The sequence below is a fragment of the Pseudomonas sp. CK-NBRI-02 genome (genome assembly GCF_008124495.1).
Taxonomy (GTDB): domain Bacteria; phylum Pseudomonadota; class Gammaproteobacteria; order Pseudomonadales; family Pseudomonadaceae; genus Aquipseudomonas; species Aquipseudomonas guariconensis.
Window position 1 is genome coordinate 256822 of sequence record NZ_VSJH01000006.1, and the last position, 24591, is coordinate 281412.

Below are 24591 nucleotides of genomic sequence, written 5' to 3' on the forward strand. Positions count from 1 at the left end.
ACTACCTCAGGCGTTGGTGGTTTTGCGGATCCAGGCCGAGCCACCCGAGCGCTGGATGGATGCAGCGGTGGTGACCACTGCGTTGGCGGCGAAGTCGAACGGGAAGTCGGCGACATAGCCGTCGAACAGGAACCAGGTACGCGAATTCGGCAAGGTGAAATCTGGCTCGGTATTGAGCGATGCGGAGGCCGCCGCCCCGCTTCCGTCGCCACCGCTGAACGATACGGACGGCACGCTGCTGTAGCCGCTGCCGGGATTGGTAATGGTGACCGAAGCCACCTCATCACCGTCGAGCACGGCTACGGCTGTCGCACCGGTTCCACCGCCGCCGGTGATGGTCACAGTCGGCGCGGTGGTGTAGCCGCTGCCGCCGCTAGTGATCTGGATTTCATCAACGCTACCGGCCACCGCAACGCCTGGCAGCGCTTTGCCATCCGACCAGCCGACTACCCAGTGAATCGTCTCGATATCGTCGTCTTCGGAGAGTTCATGCAGGCGAATGTGCGAGGCATTGCGCGGATCGGCGTTGAGGGTCATCGAAGCCTGGCCAGGGGTGCGCAGGCCACGGAGGTAAGTCCGAACCCGCTGGCTGAGGCAGGTGGTTTCAATCTGGTCGGCCGGGTTGCCGCCAGGGTTGAACGCAGTGGCACATTCGACCTCCATCACCGAGAACTGCGAGGGGTTATCGGCGGTTGGTACCAGCGCAAAGATCTGGGTGCCTTGGGTAAGGATTGCCATGGGGTTCTCCATGTATTGGGCAAAAGAAAGCCCGCACGCGGCGGGCCTGGAACTGCAGAAACCTCAGCGCTGGACTATCCAGTCCACGTCGAAGCTGGTTCGGTAGTTCTTGGTGGTTGGGTCACGGCCTTCGCCGCCCCAGCGGGTGACATTGGCGCGCAGCTCGATGACATCACGGATGGCATCGCGCACCTGGCGCACAGCGGTGCCGGTGGTGCCGTACACGTCGACTTGCAGCGTGAAGCCGTCGGCGTCCGGGCGTCCGGCGAGGTAGTTCTCCGGCGATCCGTTGACGAGTTGCCACACGGCATAGGGCTTGGCCACTGCGTCCGGCGCCTCGCCAAAGGAATAGAGCCGCATATCCGCGCCAGCCCCCAGCAAAGCGGTAACCGCTGGAGAAGCCAAACAGGCCTGAACAATCGGTGGTGTCATGAGGATGCAGCCTTCTTCGCAGCGCGCCGGATGGCGCGATCGATCGACTTTTCATATTCGGAGACGAAGGTGTTGGTCACCTCCGCGATGCTGTTGGCCAGGGCCGGCCGCATGAACGGGGCGGCAGCCATCTTCTCGGTACCGAACTCGATCAGGCGCCAGTGTGGCGTGGGCGAATTCGGACTAAGGTCGCCGCCGTTTTTGAGCACGGCGCCGTGCAGCACGCCGATGCGGAAACCCAGGTCACCGGTCTGCTTGAACAGGCGGCCATTCCAGCGCAGGGCGATGTTGTCGGCGATCGAGCGACCGGTTTCCTTGTCGTCGATCCGCTCGGCGCCTTCCTTGGCCTTCTGTACAACCACCTGGGCAGCTTTGCGCAGTGCGGCCCGGCCACCCTTGCGGCGAACGTCGTAGCTGACGGCGTCTAACTTCCCCAGCAGGCTTTCCAGGCCGGTGATGCTGAACTCCACGCCATCAGCCATCCTTCACCCCCTTCGACACCAGAAGCGTCAGGTACTCCAGGCCGGACTTGTCGTCCTCCAGGGGTGGGCCTTCAATGCTGTACACCTCGCCGCGGTAGATGATGCGCATGGTGGGCAGCACGCCTGGTCGGTAGCGGATCACCATACGGGCGGTCGCCTCGGACTGAGCTGCCTGAGCCGCGACGAGATCCCGCGCTGACAACGGCTCAACACGTGCCGGACATTTCTCCCAGCGGGTCACCCATTCCGGTTCGCCGAACTCCAGGGTTGCCGGGTCACGCACCTGTACCAGCTCCTGAAGGTCGATGCGGTGCCGGAGCTTGCCGGCCTGCATCACACACCCATCCGGATGCGATAGGGCATCAGCAGGTGCTGGGAGGCCAGCGGCAGCTCAGTGGCGATGGTACCGGTGACCACCTCCTCGCGGTTGGCGAACAGGTGCCCAAGCTTCAACAGGCAAGCCGCTTGTATGGAGGGGTTGAGCACCATGCCGTAGGCGATGGCGTCGGCCTGGTCATACGCATCGGCCAGAGCCTGGCGGGCATGGTCGAGCAGTCGGCAGCGCAGCGTGTAGTCCTGCTCTGCCTCAGCGGCAGCGACCGCCGCAGAGTTCGCCTCCTTGGCTTGCTGCAGGGAGGCCGACACACCGGCGCGGGCGCCGTCGAGCGTCACCTGGTCTAGGTAGAAGCGGCGGTTGAGGAACTGCATCGCCGCCTCTTCCGCCGCGTCCAGCTGAGCCTGGACCAGTACCTGATCTTCAGGTTCGGCCAGCAGATGATGCATGGCAAGGTCGATGGCGATCACGGACATGGATCACTCCTTGGGCTTGGTGGCCGCTCCCTTGCCGCCTTTGTTGGCCGGCTCCGGCGCCTTCTTGTTCTCGGGTTCCTGGGCTTTCTTCACGTCGTAATCCTCGATCAGGCCATTACGCAGCAAATCGCGGGCGCGCAACTCCTCAACAGTGATTTCCGTACCGCGCTTGGCATAGACACCGCCGTTGATAAACCCCTTGATAGTTTTGACTTTCACTTCCGACATATGCAGTCACGCCCGGTTTCCCGGGCGCGCTCCTGGGCAGGTTACGGGGTGGCTTCGAACTCGCCATGAACGAACGACTCTGGGCGGTAGACCGCCAGTGCCAGGCGCTCCTCGGCGCGGATGGTGACCATGTTGGTGCGGAAGTTGTCGCCGTCTTCGGTGGAAACCTCGACGGCCGCTTCCTCACGGTCGAACACCTGGGCGGCGATGTTCATCGCGCCTACCAGGAACTCACCTTCCGGCACAGCGTTGCTGTCCACCACAGGCAGCTTCCACAGGCGCTGTACGCCGCCTTCCTGGACGTTCACCCAGATGTAGGAGCCGTTGGCGTCTTTGGTCAGCTCGATGTCTGCCCAGTCAACCGGGTTCAGGGCGATAGCCGAAGCACGGTACTCGGCAATGCGAACCTGCAGAATGGCGCGGCGCAGGGTGTCGATCTTGGTGTCGCCCGCCTTGCGCAGAGCGTTGTTGAAGGCGGTAGCCTGAGGAATCAAGCCCAGCAGGTTCTGGCCGGTACCGTCGCCAGCGAGCAGTTGCTCTTCTTCCTTGTACTTCAGGCCGTAGATCGCGCGGCCGTTGATGTAGCTCTGAAGGAGCGGAATGTCCGACAGCACCTGCTTGGAAGCGCGGAACCAGTGGGCAATGGTGATGACGTTGGTGGTCTTCAGGCCGAAGGACAGATCAGACTGGGCTTTCGCGGCACCCTCACCCGCCTGGGGCGCGGCCATGTTCTGGAAGCCGGTTTCCTGCACGAACTCGACCGCGTTCGAGCCGGTGCGGCCTGGCATGATCAGGTCGCGAATGGTGAACTCACGTTCCGGCCCAACCACAATGCCGGGCACACGGGTCGGCTGGATAGCGGCGCCGACGCCTCCGGTGCCGGTGGTAGCGCTGGTGATGTTGGTGACGGCCTTCCGGCCCACTCGAACGATGCCGCGACCGCGAGTCTGCAGCGACTTGAAATCGTCACATTCGGTCAGCTCCTCGCCAGCCGACTTGAAGTCGACAGGGTCGTTGGCGGAGAAACGGCGGGCCATCTTCTGCTCGATTTCCTGCAGGCGATCCTGCAGGCCCAAGCCGTCCTTCACCAGGCCATCGAGGATGGTCTTGGTTTCGGACAGGATGGTGCCGTGCGACTTGATCTCTTCAGCGGCCTTGGCGGCGAACGCCTTGATCTCTTTGTCGCGCTCATCGAGCAGGTCGTTGACCGCTTTCAGCTGCAGCTTGTCTTCGGCGTGCTCCTTGCGCTGGAACTGGCGGTGTTCGGAGCGAGCCTGGTTGCTCATGGCGTTATGCATGATGAATCCTCAAAACGATGGGAGAGAAAGTGTCGGGCGCGACTTCAACGCCTCGACGATTTCGATTGCTGCCAGGTCGCCCTCGGACTCGCTCCGGAGCAGGTGCTGCAGCCCACGATTGGCAATCACCGTGGACTGAGATTTCGAGAAGCCTGCCTCGCGCAGGAGCAACTCAAATTCGGACATCGAAGGCAGGCCGCCATGGGCCAACTTCGACTTGATAATGTCGGTGCGCGCCTCGTCATTGGCGGGCACTGTGACGATCGATATCTCGATCAGGTCGAGTTTCGTCAGGGTCCGAATACCGGTCTTCTGGTCGAAGCTCGACTCTCGAATGTAGTAGCCGATAGACAGACCAGTGATCGATCTCGTCTGCATGCCTCGGAAGGCGATACGGGCGTACGGCGCGTCTGGAAGCCACAGCTCACCATCGCCAAACAAGCCGTGATCGTCTTCCTTCAGGCTTTCGATGTCCCAACTGCCAATTGGCTCTCGGGTCATGTGCTGCCACAGCACAGGGAAGGTGCGGCCCTTGGCCTTGGTATCCTCGATCGATTCGAGAAAGGCACCCGGCGCAACGACCTCCTTGTAGCTGTCGACCACTCCGAACACTGAGCCGTAGCCAGAAAAAAGGCCGTCGTCGCCGACAGCCTTCACGTCATAGTCGAAAGAGCGGTACTTGACCGCCGCCAGTCGATCCTTGTGTCTCATAGGGTGTTACCTCTTGGCTGGTCGTTGAGCCAGTCGAGCAGCGCCGCCTTGGCCTGATTGGCGCCGCCGGGGTCTTCACCCAGTTTGTCGATCGGCAGCATGTTGGATTGCACAGTGAGCTTCGCGGCGTTCCCGCCCTGCGGAGGCAGGTTTTCTTTGCGGCGGCAGTCGTCCCGCGTGTAGATCCCGTTCTGCGTCATCGAGCTGTAGAAGGCCGCCCGCGCCGCGCTATCCATGCGCAGCAGCCCTTCCGGATTGAACTTCACGTAGAAGCGGCGGCGCTCATCAGGACGCAACAGGCGTCGGTTGGCGCACATCTCGATGCGCTTGATCCAGGGAAGCAGGGTGAACGACAGGAAGCCGATCATCTGCTGCTCCATGCCTGTGCCCCAGCTGGTGGAGTTCTGCGTGTGCCCGACCATCCACGGCGGCACCCGGAACCAGCGGCAAATCTCCTCGACGTTGAACGCCCTGGTCTGCAGCATTTGGGCGTCTTCTGGGGTCATGGAGACCTGCTGGTACTTCATGCCCGCTTCCAGAACCATCGTCTTGCCGTGATTCGTCGCTCCGGAGAACTGCTTGATCATGTCCTCGCGGATGTCCTTGCGCTGTTCCGGCTTGAGGATTTGGTCGGTGGATAGCACGCCGCCCAGCTTCATGCCGTTGGCGAACATCTTGGCCGCCGACTCATCAGCCGCCATGGCCGAGCCCAGCACCTGCCGCCCATAGGCCAGCGGCGACAGGCCGCAAAGCGGGTCAACGCCGAAGGCTCGCACGTGCACCATCTGATCCTCGGTCAGCGTGTGAGGCTTGCCGAAGTTGTCCGTGTAGCGGTACTCGATGGAGCCGTCCGCCAGGCGCCGCGGTGGCGACATGTTCTGTGGTAGTAGAAACTCCAGACTCGTCAGCGTCCGACCGCTCATGTGCGGCTCGCAGAATGAGTTCCCCTGGAGCAACAGGCTCGCCATAACGTTCTCCCAGAACTCGACCGGGGTCTGGTCGGCGTTGGGCTGCTGGCTGATCACGAAGTTGACCGGGTGAGAGGCTGCCACCACCGGAGCGCCGTTCTGGTTCTCGTACAAGGCGATCGGCAGCGTGGCAATGGTCTCGGCGATCAACCTCACGCATGCCCAGACCGTGGAAAGCTGGAGGGCCGTTTGCTGGCTGACCACCTTGCCAGAGGCCGAATCGGTACCGTAGTAGGTGTTCCAGAACGCCGCGTCGCCGAGGCCAATCTTGCGCCCTGCCCATCCCGCCAAACTGGAGGCAATCCCGGGTTCGGCGGACTTGACCAGCGCCTGGCCAAGAACCTGAGAGAGAGATTTAGCCACCGATCAGCCCCTTGCGAATGAAGCCTGCGGAAGCCAGAAGCGCACCAGCAGCGGCCAACAGCGCGTAACCCAGGCCGGCAAGTACATATACGCCAGCAACGCCCAGCAGCAAGCCGCCGGCGGCAAGCACCAGAAAGATGATCAGGCCAGTTTTCATAGGTTGTCCCGTTAGCCAACCACGATAGGGTTGGCGAAGAAGTTGTCGAAGCCGCCAGAGCCTTCAGCAGCCAGGCGCAGAACCGATCCAACAGCCATGATCAGTGCCACGGCGCCGTCGATCTTGTTGTCCTCGCCCTGCTTGATTGGTCGCACCACGTCGTCGTTACCCGGCAGGTGCTTTCCGATCACGCTTCCGATACACCAGGTCATGATCGGATTGCCGTCGTGGTGGAAGCGTCCCGCCTCGATGGCCGCCTCCAGCTCCTTCATGCCGTCGGACATGTTGGTGTAGTTCTGGGTAATGGTGATCGGGTTGAAGCCCTCGTCGTCCAGGTCATGGCTCAGACCAGTGGCCCCGTGCGGGTCGATCGGGCTCTCCCTGATCGGTGCCAGCTTATTGGCTTCCTTGGTGTCCTCGAGGATCTCGCGGTAATCGACCTCGGCACCGGGCGTTGCGACCAGGTGGCCTGTATTGATCCAGGCCTGGAAGCGCTCGGACATACGCTTGTTGTCTACGTCGTTGGCCGTGTCCTCCGGCACCCAGAACGCAGGTCCGACGCTGTAGTAGTGGATTTTCCCATCGACTTCACGCCAGAACAGCCTGGCCCTTGAGTTCATGTCCAGCTTGCGCGCCAGGTCGAAGCCGGCAACCCATTCTTGGCCCTCGAACTGTTCAAGGGTGAGCGTCTTGTCCTCGCAGGCCTTCCAGCTCTCCATATTGAAGAAGCCGGATTTGGCACTCACCCACAGGTTCAGATGCTTGGTCTTGAACGTGTTGGTAAAACGCGCCGAGCGGATCGCCCTCGCCAGCTGGCTCTCCAGGTACTCCTGAAACACGGACACGCCCATGCAGGGGTTCGCCTTGGCCAAGTTCTTCGGATCAGTCCAGTCATCACCCTCGTCAAGGGTCCAGATGTAGCCGAACAGTTCGTCGTCTGGGACGGTGCCATTGAGCATCTCGACGACTTGGCGCCTCTTGTCGTAACAAGGCCCCTCGATGTTCGCCCCGGCGGTGGTAATGATGAACATCAGCGGCTGGCGGCGTGCGCCCATGCCGGTAAGCATCGTGTCGTACTGCGCCGCGCTGTCGTGCTCATGGTATTCGTCGATGATCGCGCACGACGGCGAAGCACCATCACCCGGGTTACCAATCAGCGGCTCGAAGCGGCTGCCGTTGGACGGGATGTTCAAGTTCGAGGCGTTGACCTCGATGCCCGCCGCCTCGATCAACATGGGCGACCGGCTGACCATCAGCCTTGCAGGCCGGAATACCTCCCACGCCTGCTTCTCGGTGGTCGCACCGGAGTAGACCTCGGCGCCGAACTCGTTGTCGGCGGTGAACATGCTGATGCCGACGCCGGCGGCAATCACCGATTTGCCGTTCTTGCGCGGCACTTCCCAGTAGCTTTCGCGGAAACGCCGGTACCCGCCCTTCTTCCGGATCCAGCCGAAAGTGCAGGCCAGGCCGAAGAGCTGCCATGGCTCAAGCGTGATCAACTGCCGCTTGAACGCCCATTCGCCCTTAGTGTGGGGCAGCAGCTGCATCAGGCGCAGCTTCTTTTCGGCCTTGGCCGGGTCGAACTTGTATGGGTAGCTCTTGGAGCGGCTGGCCGCTACGTCGTCAAAGTGCCGCTCGATCGCCTGGTGTATATAGCGGCAGGCCGGGAACTTGCCTTTCAGGACGGACCTTGCCCACGCCATCGCCTTGTCGACGTTGGTGTACTTGGTCCTGGCCATTGGTCACTCGAGCAAGCCTGCGAATGGGTTCGTTGTCTTCTGCTTGTTGCCGCCGATGATGCGCGTGCGGCTCGCGGGATCGAGCCCAAGCATCGAGCCGAAAGTGACCATCTGGCGCATGGCCTCGTTGGCGGCGGTGAGCGCCGGATTTTTCACCGGCCCGCCTGTGGCTCCCGCGACTACGACGCCATGTTCCCGGACAGAGTCTTGAGCAAGCCGCCAGTTACCGTACGCAGTGCAGAACGCCTCGACATTGTGCATATCGGTCAGAGCCAGAACCTTGGCTCGCAGCAATTCCGGCACCAGCATTTCCCAGACCCTAGTGGCGTGTTCGCACAGCCACTCGGGCGGGTCGACATTGGTCACCAGAGCAAAGTCAGGCTCGTCCATGTTGAGCTTGCGCTTGCCGGGATTACCGGCCAGCGCCTTCTGGGCCGTGGGTTTTGGGCGACGGCCGGAGCGCCCGGCAACCCCTGGCATCGGCGCCTCCACTAAACTTTATATTTCGCGGGTGTAAAAAAACGACTGAGGGCGCGGTGTCCGAGCGAAAAGGCCTGAACTTTTGCTATACCCCTCCCCCTCGTCGCGACTCCCGCTGCGTCTTCTCCTTGTGGCAGTCGCGGTTGATCGCCCGAAGGTTATCGTCATCGTCCGTGCCGCCATGGGCCAGGGCCACGATGTGGTCAACCTCATGCGCTTCTCGGATGCGGCCAAGTCTGGCGCAGTCGTCGCACCGGCAAAGGTACTGGTCTCGCTTTAGGATTCGCTCACGCTTGCGGCGCCATGGTCGACCACCACGGCCTGATCCCTTGCGAGTCGCCCAGGCCTTGGCCTGCTCTGCAGCCAGGTCGGCATGGCCATCGCAGTAGCCATTGGCGTTGCGATGCAGTGATCGACATCCCTGTGCCCGGCATGGTCGTTGCGGTCTCAGCGGCATGGCGCACCACTCAGGTAAGTCAGTGGCAGTTCATCAGGCTCGGGGCCAACGTCATCCGCGAGGGCTTCGATCAACGCCAGGTTCTGGGTCGCGATCTGTTCGAGCAGGCTGGTCTGCTTCTGCTGCTGTTCCAGAATCTGCTGGAGCAAAGAGATTGCTTGCTCGCTCACGGGCCACCTTCATCCACTTGTTGATCCATTCACGCCGGGCGGCGCAACCGCTGCAGGCCATCACTCGCCATCCAGTCGGACGTGAGTGCCATCACAGTTGAACTCGACGATCAGCCGCGCGACCTCATTGGGGTTTTGCACCAAACGGACCTGGGCTTGACCTGCCAGCACTTCGCCGCTGAAGGCATCGTGAAGGCAGTAGTGCAATCCGTTACGTTTGACGATGAGAGGACGCGAAGTTAACAGGTAGTTGAGACGGGATTGCTCGGCGCTCTTCATTAATCAGCCCTCCACCTTCTTGCTCATGAACCGGTCGGAGTAGTCGCGAAGTTTCTCCACGCCCATGAAGCCGACCATGCAGCCGGCAAATACTGAAAGGTTGGGCGGCAAAGCGAAGTACTCCAGCACCGGCAACAGGCTGATCGCGATCAAGCCGCAGATCGCGCCTTCCAAGAAGATCTTGCGACCTCGGCCTCCGCCGTAAATGACGCGACACATCGCCACCGCAGCAGCAATGCCGCCGGTATAGAGCTGTGGCTGATGCGCGATCAACCATGCGAGCACAGCGGCCCACAGGCCAGGATCCTTCTCAGGCATGTTCGGCATCTCGGTTCCTCCCGTAAGGGAGCGGAAATAAAAAAGCCTCCATAAGGAGGCTTAGTTAACTTTGGTACTACTTCGCTATTTCTTCCCATCGCGGTGCTGGTCGAAGTGGTCCGATACTTCGGTACGCAATTCCTTGGTCTAGATTTTTGATTTCTTTGATGAAGAAATCCGGACCAATGCTGCCTTCGATTACGTTGGAAGTGAGGACCTTGTCTCCGTAAAAGCCTAATACTACTTCATTACCAATAGACCAATAATACTTATCAAACGCCGCATCCCTAGCGCCTGCCGCCGTGAAGACAAAGCACAGCAACGATATCAACCCTAACAATACTAAGGACTGGGAGCCGATGCCATCAAACGACTGAGCCTTTGTCTTTTTGACCCCTTCAGACTCTTCGGCTTCGTTCCCGTATTCCGGGAAATTGGTACCCCGAATTCCGGGAAGTACGCATAATACGGCCGCCACAAGGAAAAAAAGCTGCTTCTCAGGTGACGTTGATAGTCTATAGAGGATGAAAAACACCCCCCCAACAGCGACAATCAGACCATATAATTTCTCTCTTCCGCGCAGCAGTTTGACCCTCCAACACAAGCCGATTATTACAAGGATCGGTATAAGGGTTATATAAACTTTCTCCAGCACATCATGGACCCCAAAGGAACCGATCTGGAGAAATTTCACTGGCGCATGAAAGTAGCCAAGTCTTCCAATTTCATACATAGCGAGAAGGCAGTACGAGATCGGACCGAGGATAGTGAATAAAGACAATAAAGGAGTGAAAAACTTATCGAACACGGATCAGGCCCACAAAAAAGCCCAACATATTGACGCTGGGCTCTTAGGGTCACTCCTCAACACGCGCAGGAATGACAGGATGGCGATAATTTCTCTCACTCTCTCACCGATGTCAACAGGCAATTACGCTGCTTCTTTGATGAGCAATCCCTCGGCCTCCAGAATCGCCCGCACTTCGATCAGCGCGTCATCAACCATCCCGTCCAGCTTCTCCTTTATCCCGGATCGCCAGCGATAGCGGGTTGGCTCCGGCGTGCCGTCCAGATCCCAGGTGTTCATGTCGTAGAAGCTGTCGGGCAGGACGATCAGGTCTTCGGCAAGCGCCTCCGCTTTCTTCCGCTCTGCCTGACCAGCTGCCAGTGCAGCATCGACCAGGCTGTTACGACGCCAGTCCGGCGCATCCAACGGAATGTCCACCGACACGGAGCGCGGGCCTTTCCGGCGAGCTCCTTTCAACTTCGGCACAGCCCAAGCGGTGACCGCCTTGTAGATGAACAGCTGCGGTGCTGGGCTGGCGATCAGTGGCGCGATGGCCGAGATGCCCTGCAGCTTCTTGCCCTTGTTGGTGGCGTACTTCGCATTCAACGCCTGCCAGTGCCGAGGGATCAACAAATGGTGCAGCCGAGCGGATAGCCAGTAGTCCACCTGGGCCCGATCAAAACCACCCGACTGCCCGCCGAGCGAAGCCAGGCAACCACCCTCCTCCTCTGCCGCCTTGTAAAGTTTCTGCCAGGCCTGCCCTTTCGCGGCGCCCTTCTCCCCAGCCGCCAGAGCGGCCACTACTGCTCCCGATACGCTGTTGTAAATCATGTCCTTCCCCCTCAATCGCCCGTGTAGTTGCTGCCACCGGCGCCCAGCCGGTTGCCTTCCTGATACAGCGCCTCTGGGCCAGTCGCCCGAGGCTTCTTCAACTGCTCGATCTGCCGTGTCGCGGCCTGCAGCCTCATGCTGAGCTGGGTCACCAGTTCATCCACAGGCAAGGCCTCGCCAGTTGCAGCCACCACCCAGCCCGAGGCGTTGCAGTGGTCGCATGGCAGTTCGTGAAACACACCCTTGGTGACCGCTCTCCCACGGCACAAAGGGCATACATCCAAATCTATTACGGCCTTCTTGAAAGCCGGCCCGTGGCTTCTTCTCATTGGCGGGCACGCCCCTTTTTGGCTCGAAGCCATGGCTTGGACGCGCGGCTGCGCGGTACGACCGCACTGCCAGCCACAACCGGCTTGTCGAACTGCTGCAGGCCAAACAAGCCTCCTTCCCGCGGCGACACGGTCACTTCCTCGCCGAGGTCCACGCCGAACCACTCATCAATGATCACCTGCCCAATGGCTCGACCTTCCAGGCTGTAGAGGAAGGCGACGGCCCCGTGCTCGGAATTTCTCATTTCGAATCCTCGCCTATTACTAATTCGTTAAGGTCGCCCGAGGCCTCGTCACCATTGGCTTGTGGCGATTTCTGCGGGATTTCAAATAAGGCCTCTTTAAGGCCGTGGATGGCCACGAAACCGATCCGATCAAGCCACGCATGCCACTTCTCCAGCGCCAACTTGCGTTGCTCCATGGCCTGCGTGTGGATGTAGGTGCTGGCGATCTTGCCCAGCGTGTGATTCAGCAGCATCTCGCCGATGTGGCCATCGATCCCGAGGTCGGTCCAGGTGGTGCGGGAGACCTTGCGCAGGTCGTGGCTGGTCCACTCGCCCTGCCCCAGGCGCGTGAACACTTGACTGGCCTGGGCCTCGCTCAGGCAGTGGCCACGGCGGTTCGGGAACAGGTAAACGCCCTCGTACCCTTGCGCCTGCTGAATCGCCCGATACCGAGTCAGCAGAGCCTTGAGCTGGGCGGTCAGTGGCAGGCGGTGCTCGGTGCGGGTCTTGGTGTGGGCCGCTGGAATAAACCATTCGGCAGCGGCCAGGCTGATGTCACTCCAGCGGGCCATGCGGGTTTCCCCGATCCGGGTACCGTGAGCCAGCATCATCAGGGCCAGCATGGCGTTAGAGTCGAAGGCCTTGGCCAGCTGCTGCATCAGCGCGGGCAATTGCACATCGCGCAGACGGGCGGCCTTGGGCACGATCTTGGCCTTGGTGAAGTCGCTGAAGCGCATCCCAGCCATGGGGTTGTGGTCGATCAGGCCCAGCTTCAGGGCCTGGCGGAACGCGGTCAGCAGCAGCGTGAACATCTGCCGCAGGTAGGACAGCGACACCTCGGCCTGGCAGGGCCACATCAAGTACTTGTCCAGCGATTCGGCATTCACGTCGGCAAGGGCCAGGCTGCCCAGGCGCGGCTTCAGGTGCTGGGCAATGGAGGAGCGCGCCCCGGCCTTGCGTTTCATCGACAGCGAGCGATCACGGGCCAGACGGTCACCGTACCAGTCCAACAACTGACCGACGGTGAGCATGCCCGAGGCCACCGGCGCCGTGCCGGGGTCACGCAGCAGGCGTTGCCGCAGCACGGGCAACTCGGCGATCACCGCCGACGCACTGAGGTCGGGCCAGCGGGCGATCGGCACCCAGCGCTTGCCGCGCACCAGATGCCAGGTGCCACGGTCGCGAGTGCTCCAGAAGCGCAGGTACAGGCCGGGGTGACGCGGATCGCGCAGGTCGCGCACCGACTTGTCACCGGCTTGCCGGCGGACCTCGGCCTCGCTGAACTTCACTTCCCGGGTCGCGCTCATGCGGCCACCGTGGCGGGCTGCAGCAGGTAGGCGCGGATGGCCTCCACCGCGTCAATGCTGCCCCGGCACACGATGGCCAGGTAGCCTTGCCGGTGCAGGGCTTGCAGGTAGGCATCCTGGCTCGGCGAGACCGGTGCGTCGAACGGGGGCTGGGCCTTGAACTCGATGTACAGGCCGAACCAGCCACCGCGCGCCATCGGCAGTACCAGGTCAGGCACGCCGGCCTTGACGCCCTGCCCCTTCAACTTGGCAGCCACGGCCTTGACCCGGTGCCCGCCGTTCGGGACGTGATAGATCAGCGCGTAGGCCTCCGGGTAACGCAGTTGCAGCTCCTGCATCAGCGCTGCTTGCTCCTGCCCCTCGCGGTCGACGGGCTTGGCGCGGACAGCCTTAGTCAGTTTGAATTGGCGCATGGGTCGCTTCCTTGAAGGTCGATGACGGTGAAGGCGCCGGGCCACATCCGGGCGCCGTGCGCCTGAGCCAACGCCTCTTCGCGATACAGCGCCACGGGCTGCCGGGCACCATAGGAAATGTCGAGCTTGTCGCTGCGGCAGTAGAGCGCGTAGCGGTACTCGGCGGGATTCGGGTTGAGCAGCATGTTCATGCTTGTCTCCTTGCCGCGCGGATTGCAGCCAGCGCATCGTTGCCAATCTGCGGCGTTCGCCGGGCGGCGACTTTGGCCGGTAGTGCCAGCGGCATTTTCTGCAGGGGCTCACCAGCCATCAGCCGGCGAACAGCGATGGTGTAATTGCGCTCGAACAGCTTCGAACTGGCGTCCTCAGGAAGCTTGTTCAGGTTCTCGAAGCCGCTCTCCTTGGCGGCGTGCCACACCGCGTCGTGGCTCCACTTGCCCTGCCCAGCCATGGCCGGATGAGCATTGCGGCAGGCTTCGCGGAACGCAGCGCCAAGCGTTGGAAGGCCGAGCATTTCGGGGGATGGCTGGCACCACTGGATGAACTCACCCGGTGAAGGAATGAATGGCATAACCGACTGGCGACAATGCATCAGGCCGAACTGCAGTTGGTCAGCGCTGTTGATTCCGGCCTCTAGGAACGCGGTGAGCCATTGCTTCTTTGAGGCGTTGTAAGTCTCCCGGTCTGGCCAGGCTTGCTTCCAGCCAGTACAGATCGAACGCAAGTCGCGGAACAGGTCGTTAATCACCGCGGCGGTCTTGCGGTTGAGTTCATCCTTCACGTCGGCGGGCAGCTCATAACCCGCTGGAATGTGCTGGCCAGACTGGATCTTGGCCCACAGGCCGTGCGTTACTACGGATACCTGGTTCATTGCCTTCCCCCGTTATCAAGCCAGGACGTGTCTTCGTCATCGAACGCTGCGGACTGACGACCACTGGGTCGAGAAGACGGTGATCCGGCGGCGTTAGCCATATCGCGCCGAACCCACCCCACCAGCGCTGCGAGCCACTGCTTCTCGGTTTGTGCGACCCCCTTGGCTTCGTGGTGGATCACAAACCCGGAGATGGCCTTCTTGCCAAAGTGCTCCAGGGTTAACCCTGCCGTCACCGCATAGGCCTGGAGCTTTTCCTGGTCGGGCACCCATTCGAGGAACATTTCGAACGGCTCGCGCAGAGAGTGAGTAGATTGGTTAATTGACGTATTGGGTGCAGCTGCTGCACCCCGTTCTGCGTTTTCCTGCACCCCGTTCTGCCGTGAGCTGCACCCCGTGCGGTTTCCTGCACCCCGTTCTGCTCGGGGTGCAGCAGATGCACCCCGCTTCATCTGCAGGTCATAAACCACCGGGCGGCGGTCACGGCGATCAATGTACGCAGCGGCGATCGCCTGGTTGCCTTCGGTGATCCATCCAGCAGCGGCCAATTCGTCCAGCTTGAGGCGCACGGTACGCTCGGACAGACCGGTGTCTTCGGACAGTGTTGCGGCAGAAGGAAACGCCCCTCGGCCATCGCTGCCGGCGTAGTTGGCCAGGCACAGCAGGACGTGGCGCGCTGCAGGGTTCTCCAGGGAGGACTTCGGAATAGCCAGGGCCCAGGTCATGGCTTGTACACTCACAGCGAACCCCCTGCCTTCAACTCAGCGAGACGCGCAAGCCCTTTTGGGGTGACCAGGGGATCAAACGCGGCTCGCTCGATACCGGTTTCGGGATCGGGCTTCAGGGCTGTCACCTTGTGCTTCATCAGCCCGGAGGTGATGCGCGGCTGATAAGCGATCCAGCGCTTGGAGCCCTTGCGGCGGAATATCCAGCGGTTCTGCTCCAGCCAGTCGAACAACTTCGACGGGGCAACTTGCAGCTGCTTTGCCGCATCGGTAATGCAGATAGCCCCACAAGCGGCAGCCAAACGCTGGATGGCGGCAACCTTCGGGGCTTGCTTCTCGATGACCTGTTGGAGCTGAAGATTCTGCTCTGCTTGATCTGCAGCCAGGCGCAGCGCCTCGGCGAAGGTCTGGGGAATCTGCACCTGGGCCACTACCCGCCCCTCCAGCTCCTGCCAGCGGTCGATAATCTTGGCGCGTAGTTGGGCGCTGTAGCCGGATACCAGAACCAGGGTGTCGCGCTGGCTCAGCAGGAATTCTGGGTAGGATTGGCCGTTTTGCGGGTGGGTGTATGGGGTCTCCTCAGATTTGAGGACACCCTCTGCGACCAAGCGGCGCGCATCCCGCAGCACGTTGTCATGGCTCTTGCCAGTGAGCTGGGCGATCTCGCGGGAGGACATGACCTGACGCGCTAGTTTTGGCGAATCACCAACGACTGACGCGACAGGCTTGGTATTGCTCGCATCGATTGCGGAGTGCATAATCGACCTCGATGTGTTGTTGAAGAAGCCGGGCTGCCACCCGGTTTTTTTATGCCTGCGATTCAGGTACTGGACGGATGAACAGCAGGACGGTCTCACTACTGGCGCAAGGCCAGGTCACGCATAATTCATCTCGTCATGCCGCCGGGCGATTGGTCCTGGGCCGAGCCGGAACAGGGCGCTGCTCGTAGGCCTCGATACGTCCGTCGTCGCAAATGGTTACGTGCACACAACGTCCAGCCCGCACCATTTGCGATACAGCGCTCTGGTTAATTCCGAGAGCGGCTGCCAGTTCGGCCTGCGTCCCGTGCTTTTCCAGATATTCAGATAGGGGGATTGTCTTCATGGCATTTCCAGCGTGCGTTAATGCATGTCGATAGTAGCAGCGCTACTTACTCCAAACAAGCAATTACTAGCAGCGCTGTTTGTGGTGCGATAAGCGCAGCTAATATCCTTCTTCCCATGAAGACACGACGCGCACTCACACCCGAAGAAACCTCCGAAAGCCAGCGGCTCAAGGCAATCTATGAGCAGCGAAAAGCTGCTGCGAAGGCTGCTGGCGGCTCACTCACTCAGGCGGACGTAGCAGACGCCTGCGGCTGGTCAGGGCAAAGCGCGTTCAGTCAGTACGCAACAGGCAAGGTGCCGCTTAACGTTGAAGCGCTACTGAAGCTGTCCAAGACCCTTGGATTTGATCCAAATGAGGTCAGTCCTAGGCTGATGCGCGGAATCACCAACCCGCAAAGCAGCGCAGATGCTTCCGGGCTTCAAGATATTCAGGCTTGGGATGAGAGAACCCCGCTGGACTCCTGCGAGGTTGAGGTTCCGTTCCTTCGCGAGGTGGAGCTTGCGGCAGGATCTGGCCGCTTTGGGATCGAAGTAGATGACGGTTCTCGACTTCGTTTCGACAAGAGGGACCTCCGCGCAAACGGTGTTCAGTTTGATCGAGCCAAATGCGTGACCGTTCGCGGTAACAGCATGCTGCCAGTCCTGCGAGACGGTGCCACGGTGGGCGTAAATACGGGCAGGACCTCTATCACTGAAATTACCGACGGCGACCTGTATGCGATCAACCACAATGGCCACCTGAGGGTCAAACAAGTCTTCCGACAACCTGGCGGCATCCGCCTCCGTAGCTTCAATCGGGACGAGCATCCGGATGAGGACTACAGCTTCAAGCAGATGCAGGAGGAAGGGATCGCTATTTTGGGCCATGTGTTCTGGTGGGCCATGTATTCCAGGTGATCAACCCTCTCCATTGAAGCCCGCATCGTGCGGGCTTTTTTGCGCCCGTAGATTTTTTTATTAGCACAGCTATTTACAATGCATAGCAGCGCTGCTACTTTTTGCTCATGCCGGATCGACACCGGCCAGCAGCAAGGCAGCGATGGACAGGCCTCAACGGTCCAGAGGGTTGGCAACTGACCCGGGCGTGCAGCGTAAAGCGCCAATGCAGTTATCCAGCGGGTGAGTGCCGCGGCTGGAGGAACAACTACGAATGACCCCGGCCTGTCGCCAGTAGCGAGGCCGGGGCGATTTCACCGATTGGCCTTGGCGACAGGGCCAGACGGGAAGTCAATGGGAGAAATGCAATGCAGAGTCAGCATGAAATAGCAGGTGCATCGATCAGCGCGCCGACGCTGGAGGGAAGAGTTGAGGCTGCGCTGATGACCCTAGCCTGCCAGGGTGAGCCCGGACTGAGAACGAAGCTCGCGCTCATGCATCCCAGCCGGGACATCGATAAAGACAGTTGCTTGAAGTACGCCACCGTCGTGCTCAGTCGGACGATAGCTGCTTCATTACAAGCTTTGCCTCCTCAGAAGTCAGCGAGGATTTCGACAGCGTTAGCTGAATATCTCGCTTCAGAATTCGAATGTCCGTAACCCCATACCAGAAGCCATCCGACAGCTCGACAGCATCACCGATCTTTATCGCCTGATCAGTCTCTAGATGCGTGGGGTCCATATCGTCAGCGTCGTGTAGGTATTTCAACTTGAGCTTGCGCATATGCAGCTCGCCCTCCTTTGCAGGCTGTGTTGTGTGAGAGCGCTCAGCCTAGCGCAAAGCCCGTCACCTGGGCAGTGGTGAGCTGGCCGCCGGCCACCATTCAGCTTCATCCCCAGCGCAGAGCGCCCTGCCCTATCAATCAAGGGAAACAGTTCAACAGGACGCTCTGCGGTGTTGATGCCCAGTTGTAAACCCAAAGCTTACAACTGCCTCCCGACCTCAAGACCCCGAGACAACTCATGGACACGATCACCATCGGCGCATGGATAGGCCACCTCGGCCGTGGTCTGGCGCCTCGCGAATTGCAGTGCCTGCTGGACGTTGCCCAGGGCTTCACCACCAAGGAGATCGCCAAGCATTTCGAGATCTCGCCCGGCACCGTGGAGAAGCGCCTGGCGGCGGCCATGTTCAAGTTGGACGTGCCCCGCCGCGCCGCCCTGGTCGCCGAAGCCATGCGCCGCCAGATCATCAGCCCTCTGTGCATCGCCCTCGCCGGCCTCATCGCCATGCATGCGGTCATCGATGACGCTGACCCGATGCGACGTGATCGCCGGGTGCCAGAGCGGCGTACCGCCCAAGTTCGAATCGTTCGCAAGGCCGAGGCCTTCGAGCTCTACGCCTGACCATACCGAGGATCACAACATGCAAGCAGCCATCAAAGACAGCCAGGGCCAGCTCGACGTCCTGCGCCAAGAGGTCATCACCGCAACCGAGGCCTTCCGCAGCAAGTCGCGCTTCTTCGTCACCCAAAGCGGAAACGGCTGGGCCGTGGTCTCGGCGAGCGACAACCGCGTGTACGGCCGCAACGTCAGCTACCCGCAGGCAGTGCGTTACGCGCAGAGCCTGGAGCGGGCGATCGACGCCAAGGTCATGCCTGTCGCGGCAGTCATGCAGGCCAGGCACATCGGTGAGCGCGCAACCCGTTGGGTCAGCCTGTTTGCCCTGCTGCTGGTTGTGCTGGCCGGAGCGGCGTCAGCATGAGCCGGGGTGTCAACAAGGTCATTCTGCTAGGCGCGATCGGCCAGGACCCGGAGGTGCGCTATCTGCCCAACGGCAATGCCGTGACCAACATCAGCTTGGCCACCAGCGAGCAGTGGACCGACAAGCAGTCCGGGCAGAAAGTCGAGCGCACCGAGTGGCATCGCGTCGTGCTGTTCGGCAAGGTCGCCGAGATCGCCGGGGAGTATGCCCGCAAGGGCTCGCAGATCTACATCGAGGGAAAGCTGCAGACCCGCGAGTGGGAGAAGGACGGCATCAAGCGCTACACCACGGAGGTGCACGTCGATATCCGCGGGACCTTCCAGCTGCTGGGCGGCCGGCCACAAAGCCAGGACGGCGGTCAGCAGCAACCACGGCAGCAGCGCCCTGCCCCACAGCCTAGTCAGCAAGGCGTGCCACCCGACACCTTCGACGACGACATTCCCTTCGCACCGCTACCTCACCTCGCCGGGGCGTAGCCATGAAGCACCAGCATGCCCCTCACCCTGCGGCCTACTACCTGGGCCGCGCCTGCCGCGACAACGGACAGTCGAAGCACTCACAGCCCTACGGCTGGATGACCGTCGACTGCGGCTGGTGGTTGGCAGGCTGGAACGATCGAGACATGGAGCTCATCGCTTGAAACGCATCACCACCCGCGTCCGGCACGGCCGGCGCCAGCAACACATCAATCTGCCGCCCAGCGGCTTGGGAGGTAACGGCAATGGCGAAGACGCCAGCCCAACGCAAGAAGGAACAGCGCGAGCGCGACAAGCTCTCTGCAGAGGAGCGCGAAGCCAAGCTGCTGTCACGACAGATCGTCACGAAGCTGTATCACAACACAGATAAATCGCTCAAACGCGTAATGGCCCGCGCCGAGATTGAGGAAGAACAAGACCTGATATCTCGCCTCATACACGGCGCCGACCGACTAACGGACGCTCAGCTTTTAGACTTGATAAGCTTAACGTGACATGTAGTCGTGACAGGTCACGGTCACGACCGGTACCACGCGGCCTACAAGAAATAGACATCCTCAGGATTGAACGGCCTCGTGATGCTCTTAGATTCACTCGGGCAGTTCGAATGACCAATCATTCCAGTCCAGAATGGCTCGTCAAACCAATCGAGAAGATAGAAGTATCGGCAAGCGGCGATTAGCTCGGCCCGTCCCCAGACGGGTCCAGGGCGTGAAGCGCCACTCACATCGTAATGACTTTCCAAGTCATAGAAGGAAATCTTCTTACCTTCGGTCCAAAGATTATCCAGGAACTCAGCGAGCTCCGACAGTTGCGCCTCGCCTACGCGGAACTGATCACCGTAAGGCGTATGCCACGGTGCACCATCGTCGCCAAAGGGATAAACCCCTCTGTCCCAGGCGTAGGCATAAGCAGGAGAAATGTTTCTCTCGATTTTCGGATTTGCGAACAGCGCAAGCAGTTGAAAGCGCTGCATGTTAAAAAGCATTTCGGCCGTAGCAGTCATTTCATGTCCTCTTACCGGCTCCATGCCGGTCACCCGTAATACCCCATTCCAAACCAAATTGCCACCATGCCGCATCCGGCCACGGAGGGCGGCGCCATGCATGGAGAAAGCCATGACCCAGTTCTACCTGCAGGACAGTCGCACCGATGTTGGTGATGGTCTGATGTTCTGGGCCTTGGGCGGCGGATACACCACCAGCCTCGACAAGGCCGAGCTGTTCACCCTGGAGCAGGCCTGCAGCCACCGTGATACCGACATCCCATGGCCGAAAGACTACGTTGACGCCCGTGCACATCTCGGCGTCGACCACCAGTACATCAACCTGGACGAAGCCCGCGACCAGCTCAGCCCGGGATGTACTGTTGTCCTGCAGATCCCAGGGCACTGGAACGGTAACGATATTGCCTTGGCTAGGTGGCCGATAGGCCACACGTACCGATTCGAAAAGGCCCACCACCTCACGCTTGAGGCCGCCGAGGCGATAGGCAACAGCCCAGAGGAAGCGGTGATCTGGCCCTTGTCTTATCTCGAGGCAAAAGCAAGGCGCCTAGTGCACAAGCGGGACGTGAATATCAAAGACGCCCTGCGCGGTACCGGTATCGAAATGGCGGTACCGAGGAAGCAGCGCAAGCCATGGCAGAGGCCGCTCAACTGCCACGGCTGCGGACGCTTCGTCAGCTGGGACGGCCGATTCCTCAGCGACTGCCAGAACTGCGGCGCGAACAACTGCCCCTGACCCTCCTGCGCTGCCCGCCAGCGCCTTCCCCTATTCAACGATAGCTACTTTCGAACCTTGCCAATTAACTCAGCCAGCTTGTCCAAACCATCAAAAGTGGAAGGGATAGAATTTTCATCATTAACAATCCCACTGAAGACCACTTGTTCAAACCTCTCTAGAAGCCCAGGACTTACATCCCGGGCATCCTTCGAGTACTCGGCGTAGCTTTGCACGAACTGGCACAAAGTCATTCTTAGATCTATTTGAAGCAATTGCGCTTTAATAGACCTAAAGTTCTGCAGGGCCACTCTAAAGAAATACAAAAGCAATAACTCAAGACCTGCTAATGTAGCTAGCCCTACTGCGTCAAACTTGAAGCCAACCTCCCCACGAATCATCAGGACAACCTTAACAACAAATGGTAGCAGAAGCAAAAACCCCAACATAATCAGATAACGGAAATTCCACTTCTTCTCCAAAACTTTAGCAGACTTCATGTCTTTGAAACCCGAATACAACCCTACAAAATTGAAGGCTGTCTCGTAAGTCTCCAGTTTATCTGCTAGGGCTTTTACCCTTTCTTCTCTTGCTCCTATGGCGACTTCCGACTTTTCGCGCTCTTTTTCCGAGCGTTCAATCGTGCCAGGAAGATTTTTCAGCTCAACAAGACTTGGGTGGTACAGATAATGCTGTACAACGTTGACCAGCATTTGCTGACCTGCATACCTTATCTGAGAGGCAGCGATGCCTTCGTATTCAAAATCAGAAACGCGCTCTAATGCCTGCAAGAGATCGGGCGCTATCTGATTAGGTGTACTGAGCTGATATTCCATGAGAAATCGATAACAAGATGAGAACAGAGTCTCAATCTCGCTTCTCGACAAGCTCAGATCGGAAAGTTCATCTATGAATTTTTCACCTATAACAGTGATATTCATGATACATCGTTCATCAAAGGATCTAGGATCACGCTGAAGGTGAGCGAGAGCAAGCCCGATAAAGTAAAGCATAAACTTAAATCTTTCATCATCGCTATCTCTTAGCGCATCAAGCCCGCCTCGAACTTTAGCTAAAGAATTAGTGACAATTCGCCTTCGATTATCATCAGCAAAAAAATCCTCTCTTGCACTGCTCATAACCCCTCCTCTGCGTCAAACCAGAAAATATACCTTCGAGAATCCCCCATGCCCACAGAAAACCGATCCAGCAACACAGAGATGGTCAGCGACAGCGAAATGACCGAATGCCAGTTCCACAACAACTGCGGCGGATGGTGTGAGACCCGCCGTGAGCTGGAGCACAACTTGTGCGAGCACTGCCTGGAGGCACACGACGAGGAAATGGCGTCGCCCGCACAACAGCACAAGGTCGAGCCAGTGGCGTGGATTTATTCTCGCCCGGAAGGTCAAGTAGAACCTGTCGTCCTTCTCAATCGCGCCAGCGAAGGTGATCGCGGCTCCTGGGAAGAAACGCCGCTCTACACCCACGCCGATCCTGGCGATGTTGATCAGCTTTCGCAGGTCATTCGCGATCTCAATGATGAGCGTGACGAGATAGGCGCAGAGGTTGGGAGACTGCGCGCCAAGCTGGCCGAGCGGGATGCGCTGCTTGATCGTGTCGTAGATCACACCAATTTCTGGCATGACCACCCATACGCCGAAGTCGTTGAAGCCATCGCCAAAGACTACAAAGCCCTATCCGCCAGTGCAGAGCCGAGCGCGGCGGTTGAGATCGATGAGCGGGCGACGACGAAGGCGTTCCACGACTGGGCGTTCTACAAGAAGGGCGAAGCGATAGGCCGCATGGATGGCCAGCAAGCCGCACTTGAAGGATTCATTGCCGGAGCAGACTGGCAAGCCCGCGCCGCCCTGGAGCGCAAGCCATGAAAATCCACTGGGCCGTCCACATTGACTACGACCACGACGGCAACGACGACGAGCACTTCTCAGCCTGCGGCGTAGGCCGTGGCCACCGGGACGGCGAGGAATGGGAGTCGGCCAGGTTCAAGTCCGAAGTCACCTGCAAGACCTGCCTGAAGGTCATCGCCAAGCAAGAGCGCAAGCCATCCTGAGGCAAGAGTACATCTGTACTCCAGACACTCTAACCCCTCTATTTCGAGCAGGCGACCTTATCGAATTTCGGCTGGGTATCGGTGGCGATCCGGCGAGCCCGACCCACTCCCCAGGCCAGAGCCCTGGTCATGGATTCGCCTGGACGGGAATCAAATGCTTCCTCATGAAGGGCCATGCCAGTCGAGGCATATACCCCAATGAACATCTGCGTATTACCCGTTCGCGACAGCCGCACCTGTACATCAATGTGCGTTCCATCGCTGAGGGTCTCGTCGTGAGTACGGTGGTGGAGCGTTGGATCAGCCCACTCCCAGAAAACCTCACCGCGAATCCTCATGTCGGCCTCCTACGACTTTAGTTGTATGCGAAAGGTGAAATCTCACCATAGCGAAAGCGAGGCGGCCCGCAATCTTGGAATCGCGATTTGAGGAATGAATCGGACCGCCGGCCGATTTTCTTGTACTAATATCAATCACTTGTACAACTTACTGCCGCGATATAGCGGCCAAGGCACCTTTCTCGGCGCCAACGGCTCACCGGCCGCATCAAGTAACCCCTCCCACAACTACTCAAGCCCGCCGACATGCGCGGGCATGGAGAGCTATTGCCATCATCATCGACGACGTGATGACGGACAAAATCACGCTCCACGGCCTGGGCTTCGTCCAGGTGCAGCTGCAGGGCGACCAGCGCCTACACGTGTGGCACCCAGAACTGCCCCGCCGCAGCTGCTTCGAGCACTCGGCCATCCACGACCATCGCTTCAATTTCGTTTCGCGGATCCTGGTCGGGAAACAGATCAACCACTGCTACGACATGCGCCGCCTGGATGACGGTGAATTCGTTCTCTATCTGCACGAGGGCGCGCGTCAGGCTGGCGGCGGTAGACCGTGGACCCCGGACGGCAGGGCCAACATGGTGCACCACTCGACATGCATCATTGCCGCGGGCGATGTGTACACCACCAGAGCCTACGAGTACCACCGGACCGAGCCAGGCGGTGACGGACGAGTGGCCACCATCATGCAGAAGCGCGGCGAGTACCCCGCCGGCGCCCACTCCACCTGCCGTTACGGCGTCAAGCCGGACACGGACTTCGACCGTTACCAATGGCCCGCCGCCCGACTCTGGGAAGTCGTGCGCGACGTGCTGCTGGCCTGACCACCAACCTGCCGCCACCGGCGGCGTGGAGACCATCCCATGAACAAGTCTTCCTGCCTCATCACGAAACTACTGGGCCATCCATACCGCAAGTTCGGCCACTGGTGGGTGATGTCGAATACCGGTCGTTTGGCCGGACCAACAAAACACAGCTCATGTTCAGGACCCAGGAAGGCGCTAAGGCGGCCCGGGTTGGGCAGAGCTTTGTGGCTTGAAGCTGCGCCAGGAGAACCGTATGCAAGATGAAGATAGACAGCCATTGACCTATGTATCAGACAAGGTCCCGGAGAAAAAA

At 59.9% G+C, this 24591-nt stretch carries 41 protein-coding genes and 1 pseudogene; 10 read left to right on the top strand and 32 right to left on the bottom strand.

All coding sequences use genetic code 11. The features are described 5' to 3' along the window. Positions 1-6: 6 nt before the first annotated feature. From DQ397_RS24970 to DQ397_RS05765, 28 genes and pseudogenes are all read right to left on the bottom strand, one after another. Complete coding sequence (locus tag DQ397_RS24970; RefSeq protein WP_372240736.1) at positions 7-342, bottom strand: phage tail tube protein; 336 nt, start codon at positions 340-342, stop codon at positions 7-9. After that, positions 328-738 (bottom strand): annotated as a pseudogene (locus DQ397_RS24820) (phage tail tube protein); the annotation flags it as partial. The pseudogene DQ397_RS24820 and the gene DQ397_RS24970, both read right to left, overlap by 15 nt. Positions 739-801: 63 nt before the next feature. After that, a complete protein-coding gene (locus DQ397_RS05645; RefSeq protein WP_043206533.1) occupies positions 802-1170 on the bottom strand; it encodes a DUF3168 domain-containing protein in 369 nt (122 codons plus the stop codon). Continuing rightward, positions 1167-1652 (bottom strand): HK97-gp10 family putative phage morphogenesis protein, encoded by a 486-nt coding sequence (locus DQ397_RS05650; protein ID WP_043206535.1) that lies wholly within the window; start codon positions 1650-1652, stop codon positions 1167-1169. The genes DQ397_RS05645 and DQ397_RS05650 overlap by 4 nt, the downstream gene beginning before the upstream one ends. Beyond that, complete coding sequence (locus tag DQ397_RS05655; RefSeq protein ID WP_043206536.1) at positions 1645-1986, bottom strand: phage head closure protein; 342 nt, start codon at positions 1984-1986, stop codon at positions 1645-1647. The genes DQ397_RS05650 and DQ397_RS05655 overlap by 8 nt, the downstream gene beginning before the upstream one ends. After that, on the bottom strand, positions 1986-2462 hold the full coding sequence (locus DQ397_RS05660; RefSeq protein WP_043206537.1) for a head-tail connector protein: 477 nt from the start codon (positions 2460-2462) through the stop codon (positions 1986-1988). The genes DQ397_RS05655 and DQ397_RS05660 overlap by 1 nt, the downstream gene beginning before the upstream one ends. A 3-nt stretch (positions 2463-2465) precedes the next feature. Beyond that, positions 2466-2690 (bottom strand): hypothetical protein, encoded by a 225-nt coding sequence (locus tag DQ397_RS05665; protein ID WP_043206538.1) that lies wholly within the window; start codon positions 2688-2690, stop codon positions 2466-2468. A gap of 41 nt (positions 2691-2731) precedes the next feature. Beyond that, positions 2732-3988 (bottom strand): phage major capsid protein, encoded by a 1257-nt coding sequence (locus DQ397_RS05670; protein WP_052352320.1) that lies wholly within the window; start codon positions 3986-3988, stop codon positions 2732-2734. Positions 3989-3997: 9 nt separating this feature from the next. Continuing rightward, the gene (locus DQ397_RS05675; protein ID WP_043206539.1) at positions 3998-4699 is read right to left on the bottom strand and encodes an HK97 family phage prohead protease; all 702 of its coding nucleotides are present in this window, start codon (positions 4697-4699) and stop codon (positions 3998-4000) included. Further along, complete coding sequence (locus DQ397_RS05680; RefSeq protein ID WP_080642036.1) at positions 4696-6030, bottom strand: phage portal protein; 1335 nt, start codon at positions 6028-6030, stop codon at positions 4696-4698. The genes DQ397_RS05675 and DQ397_RS05680 overlap by 4 nt, the downstream gene beginning before the upstream one ends. Continuing rightward, a complete protein-coding gene (locus DQ397_RS24480) occupies positions 6023-6187 on the bottom strand; it encodes a hypothetical protein (RefSeq protein ID WP_178113773.1) in 165 nt (54 codons plus the stop codon). The genes DQ397_RS05680 and DQ397_RS24480 overlap by 8 nt, the downstream gene beginning before the upstream one ends. An 11-nt stretch (positions 6188-6198) precedes the next feature. Next, positions 6199-7926, bottom strand: a complete 1728-nt coding sequence (locus DQ397_RS05685; RefSeq protein ID WP_043206540.1) for a terminase large subunit — start codon at positions 7924-7926, stop codon at positions 6199-6201. A gap of 3 nt (positions 7927-7929) precedes the next feature. After that, a complete protein-coding gene (locus tag DQ397_RS05690; RefSeq protein ID WP_043206542.1) occupies positions 7930-8406 on the bottom strand; it encodes a phage terminase small subunit P27 family in 477 nt (158 codons plus the stop codon). Positions 8407-8491: 85 nt separating this feature from the next. Further along, the gene (locus tag DQ397_RS05695; RefSeq protein WP_043206543.1) at positions 8492-8863 is read right to left on the bottom strand and encodes an HNH endonuclease; all 372 of its coding nucleotides are present in this window, start codon (positions 8861-8863) and stop codon (positions 8492-8494) included. Next, positions 8854-9033 (bottom strand): hypothetical protein, encoded by a 180-nt coding sequence (locus DQ397_RS05700; RefSeq protein WP_043206545.1) that lies wholly within the window; start codon positions 9031-9033, stop codon positions 8854-8856. Before DQ397_RS05700 ends, DQ397_RS05695 begins: the two co-directional genes overlap by 10 nt. 60 nt (positions 9034-9093) lie before the next feature. Next, a complete protein-coding gene (locus DQ397_RS05705; RefSeq protein ID WP_043206546.1) occupies positions 9094-9312 on the bottom strand; it encodes a hypothetical protein in 219 nt (72 codons plus the stop codon). 3 nt (positions 9313-9315) lie between these two features. Then, complete coding sequence (locus DQ397_RS05710) at positions 9316-9639, bottom strand: phage holin, lambda family (RefSeq protein ID WP_023379832.1); 324 nt, start codon at positions 9637-9639, stop codon at positions 9316-9318. 67 nt (positions 9640-9706) lie between these two features. Beyond that, complete coding sequence (locus DQ397_RS05715; protein ID WP_043206547.1) at positions 9707-10438, bottom strand: hypothetical protein; 732 nt, start codon at positions 10436-10438, stop codon at positions 9707-9709. Positions 10439-10561: 123 nt separating this feature from the next. Next, on the bottom strand, positions 10562-11248 hold the full coding sequence (locus DQ397_RS05720) for a hypothetical protein (protein ID WP_043206548.1): 687 nt from the start codon (positions 11246-11248) through the stop codon (positions 10562-10564). Between the two features lie 11 nt (positions 11249-11259). Continuing rightward, positions 11260-11577 carry a hypothetical protein gene (locus DQ397_RS05725; RefSeq protein WP_043206549.1) on the bottom strand — a complete coding sequence of 106 codons (318 nt, stop codon included), beginning with the start codon at positions 11575-11577 and terminating at the stop codon, positions 11260-11262. Then, positions 11574-11822 carry a hypothetical protein gene (locus tag DQ397_RS05730; RefSeq protein WP_043206550.1) on the bottom strand — a complete coding sequence of 83 codons (249 nt, stop codon included), beginning with the start codon at positions 11820-11822 and terminating at the stop codon, positions 11574-11576. Before DQ397_RS05730 ends, DQ397_RS05725 begins: the two co-directional genes overlap by 4 nt. After that, positions 11819-13108, bottom strand: coding sequence for a site-specific integrase (locus tag DQ397_RS05735; RefSeq protein ID WP_043206551.1), 1290 nt, complete (start codon positions 13106-13108; stop codon positions 11819-11821). The genes DQ397_RS05730 and DQ397_RS05735 overlap by 4 nt, the downstream gene beginning before the upstream one ends. Next, positions 13105-13521 carry a VRR-NUC domain-containing protein gene (locus DQ397_RS05740; RefSeq protein ID WP_043206552.1) on the bottom strand — a complete coding sequence of 139 codons (417 nt, stop codon included), beginning with the start codon at positions 13519-13521 and terminating at the stop codon, positions 13105-13107. Before DQ397_RS05740 ends, DQ397_RS05735 begins: the two co-directional genes overlap by 4 nt. Beyond that, a complete protein-coding gene (locus DQ397_RS05745) occupies positions 13503-13712 on the bottom strand; it encodes a hypothetical protein (protein ID WP_238556589.1) in 210 nt (69 codons plus the stop codon). The genes DQ397_RS05740 and DQ397_RS05745 overlap by 19 nt, the downstream gene beginning before the upstream one ends. Beyond that, a complete protein-coding gene (locus DQ397_RS05750; protein ID WP_043206554.1) occupies positions 13709-14392 on the bottom strand; it encodes a replication protein P in 684 nt (227 codons plus the stop codon). Before DQ397_RS05750 ends, DQ397_RS05745 begins: the two co-directional genes overlap by 4 nt. Then, positions 14389-15117: a helix-turn-helix domain-containing protein gene (locus DQ397_RS05755; protein WP_043206555.1), complete on the bottom strand. Its 729-nt coding sequence runs from the start codon at positions 15115-15117 to the stop codon at positions 14389-14391. The genes DQ397_RS05750 and DQ397_RS05755 overlap by 4 nt, the downstream gene beginning before the upstream one ends. A gap of 11 nt (positions 15118-15128) precedes the next feature. Continuing rightward, on the bottom strand, positions 15129-15794 hold the full coding sequence (locus DQ397_RS05760; RefSeq protein ID WP_043206673.1) for a Rha family transcriptional regulator: 666 nt from the start codon (positions 15792-15794) through the stop codon (positions 15129-15131). Positions 15795-16011: 217 nt separating this feature from the next. Further along, the gene (locus tag DQ397_RS05765; protein ID WP_080642037.1) at positions 16012-16221 is read right to left on the bottom strand and encodes a Cro/CI family transcriptional regulator; all 210 of its coding nucleotides are present in this window, start codon (positions 16219-16221) and stop codon (positions 16012-16014) included. A 116-nt stretch (positions 16222-16337) separates the two neighbouring features. Between DQ397_RS05765 and DQ397_RS05770 the strand changes: the two genes are divergently transcribed. Then, positions 16338-17120, top strand: a complete 783-nt coding sequence (locus DQ397_RS05770; protein WP_043206556.1) for a helix-turn-helix transcriptional regulator — start codon at positions 16338-16340, stop codon at positions 17118-17120. A gap of 531 nt (positions 17121-17651) precedes the next feature. Here the strand turns inward: DQ397_RS05770 and DQ397_RS05775 are convergent. Continuing rightward, a complete protein-coding gene (locus tag DQ397_RS05775; protein ID WP_043206557.1) occupies positions 17652-17882 on the bottom strand; it encodes a hypothetical protein in 231 nt (76 codons plus the stop codon). Positions 17883-18121: 239 nt separating this feature from the next. Here DQ397_RS05775 and DQ397_RS05780 point away from each other — a divergent pair, with 239 nt between their 5' ends. The 5 genes from DQ397_RS05780 (at position 18122) to DQ397_RS05795 (ending at position 19833) form a co-directional block, all read left to right on the top strand. Next, positions 18122-18505: a helix-turn-helix transcriptional regulator gene (locus tag DQ397_RS05780; RefSeq protein ID WP_043206558.1), complete on the top strand. Its 384-nt coding sequence runs from the start codon at positions 18122-18124 to the stop codon at positions 18503-18505. A 19-nt stretch (positions 18506-18524) separates the two neighbouring features. Further along, positions 18525-18863, top strand: coding sequence for a hypothetical protein (locus tag DQ397_RS05785; RefSeq protein WP_043206559.1), 339 nt, complete (start codon positions 18525-18527; stop codon positions 18861-18863). Next, positions 18860-19339: a single-stranded DNA-binding protein gene (gene ssb / locus DQ397_RS05790; protein WP_043206560.1), complete on the top strand. Its 480-nt coding sequence runs from the start codon at positions 18860-18862 to the stop codon at positions 19337-19339. The genes DQ397_RS05785 and ssb overlap by 4 nt, the downstream gene beginning before the upstream one ends. Positions 19340-19341: 2 nt before the next feature. Next, complete coding sequence (locus tag DQ397_RS24485) at positions 19342-19503, top strand: hypothetical protein (RefSeq protein ID WP_168166373.1); 162 nt, start codon at positions 19342-19344, stop codon at positions 19501-19503. Positions 19504-19584: 81 nt separating this feature from the next. Further along, positions 19585-19833, top strand: a complete 249-nt coding sequence (locus tag DQ397_RS05795) for a hypothetical protein (RefSeq protein ID WP_043206561.1) — start codon at positions 19585-19587, stop codon at positions 19831-19833. A gap of 44 nt (positions 19834-19877) precedes the next feature. Here the strand turns inward: DQ397_RS05795 and DQ397_RS05800 are convergent, their stop codons facing one another. Further along, positions 19878-20459, bottom strand: a complete 582-nt coding sequence (locus DQ397_RS05800; protein ID WP_148921504.1) for a hypothetical protein — start codon at positions 20457-20459, stop codon at positions 19878-19880. Here DQ397_RS05800 and DQ397_RS05805 point away from each other — a divergent pair. Then, positions 20458-21081, top strand: coding sequence for a hypothetical protein (locus tag DQ397_RS05805; RefSeq protein ID WP_043206563.1), 624 nt, complete (start codon positions 20458-20460; stop codon positions 21079-21081). The two genes, DQ397_RS05800 and DQ397_RS05805, sit on opposite strands and share 2 nt — an antisense overlap. Before the next feature lie 44 nt (positions 21082-21125). Here DQ397_RS05805 and DQ397_RS05810 read toward each other — a convergent pair whose 3' ends face one another. Beyond that, positions 21126-22199, bottom strand: coding sequence for a hypothetical protein (locus tag DQ397_RS05810; RefSeq protein ID WP_148921505.1), 1074 nt, complete (start codon positions 22197-22199; stop codon positions 21126-21128). Between the two features lie 48 nt (positions 22200-22247). Between DQ397_RS05810 and DQ397_RS05815 the strand changes: the two genes are divergently transcribed. Both DQ397_RS05815 and DQ397_RS05820 read left to right on the top strand, forming a co-directional pair. Continuing rightward, entirely contained in the window at positions 22248-22949 is a 702-nt protein-coding gene (locus DQ397_RS05815) for a hypothetical protein (RefSeq protein ID WP_148921506.1), read from the top strand. Then, the gene (locus tag DQ397_RS05820; RefSeq protein WP_043206566.1) at positions 22946-23134 is read left to right on the top strand and encodes a hypothetical protein; all 189 of its coding nucleotides are present in this window, start codon (positions 22946-22948) and stop codon (positions 23132-23134) included. The genes DQ397_RS05815 and DQ397_RS05820 overlap by 4 nt, the downstream gene beginning before the upstream one ends. A 38-nt stretch (positions 23135-23172) precedes the next feature. On the opposite strand, the gene DQ397_RS24685 is transcribed toward DQ397_RS05820, so the two are convergent. Further along, complete coding sequence (locus DQ397_RS24685; protein ID WP_043206567.1) at positions 23173-23472, bottom strand: hypothetical protein; 300 nt, start codon at positions 23470-23472, stop codon at positions 23173-23175. A 272-nt stretch (positions 23473-23744) separates the two neighbouring features. On the opposite strand from DQ397_RS24685, the gene DQ397_RS05830 reads away from it, so the two are divergent. Beyond that, positions 23745-24296, top strand: a complete 552-nt coding sequence (locus tag DQ397_RS05830; protein ID WP_043206568.1) for a hypothetical protein — start codon at positions 23745-23747, stop codon at positions 24294-24296. Positions 24297-24591 lie beyond the last annotated feature (295 nt).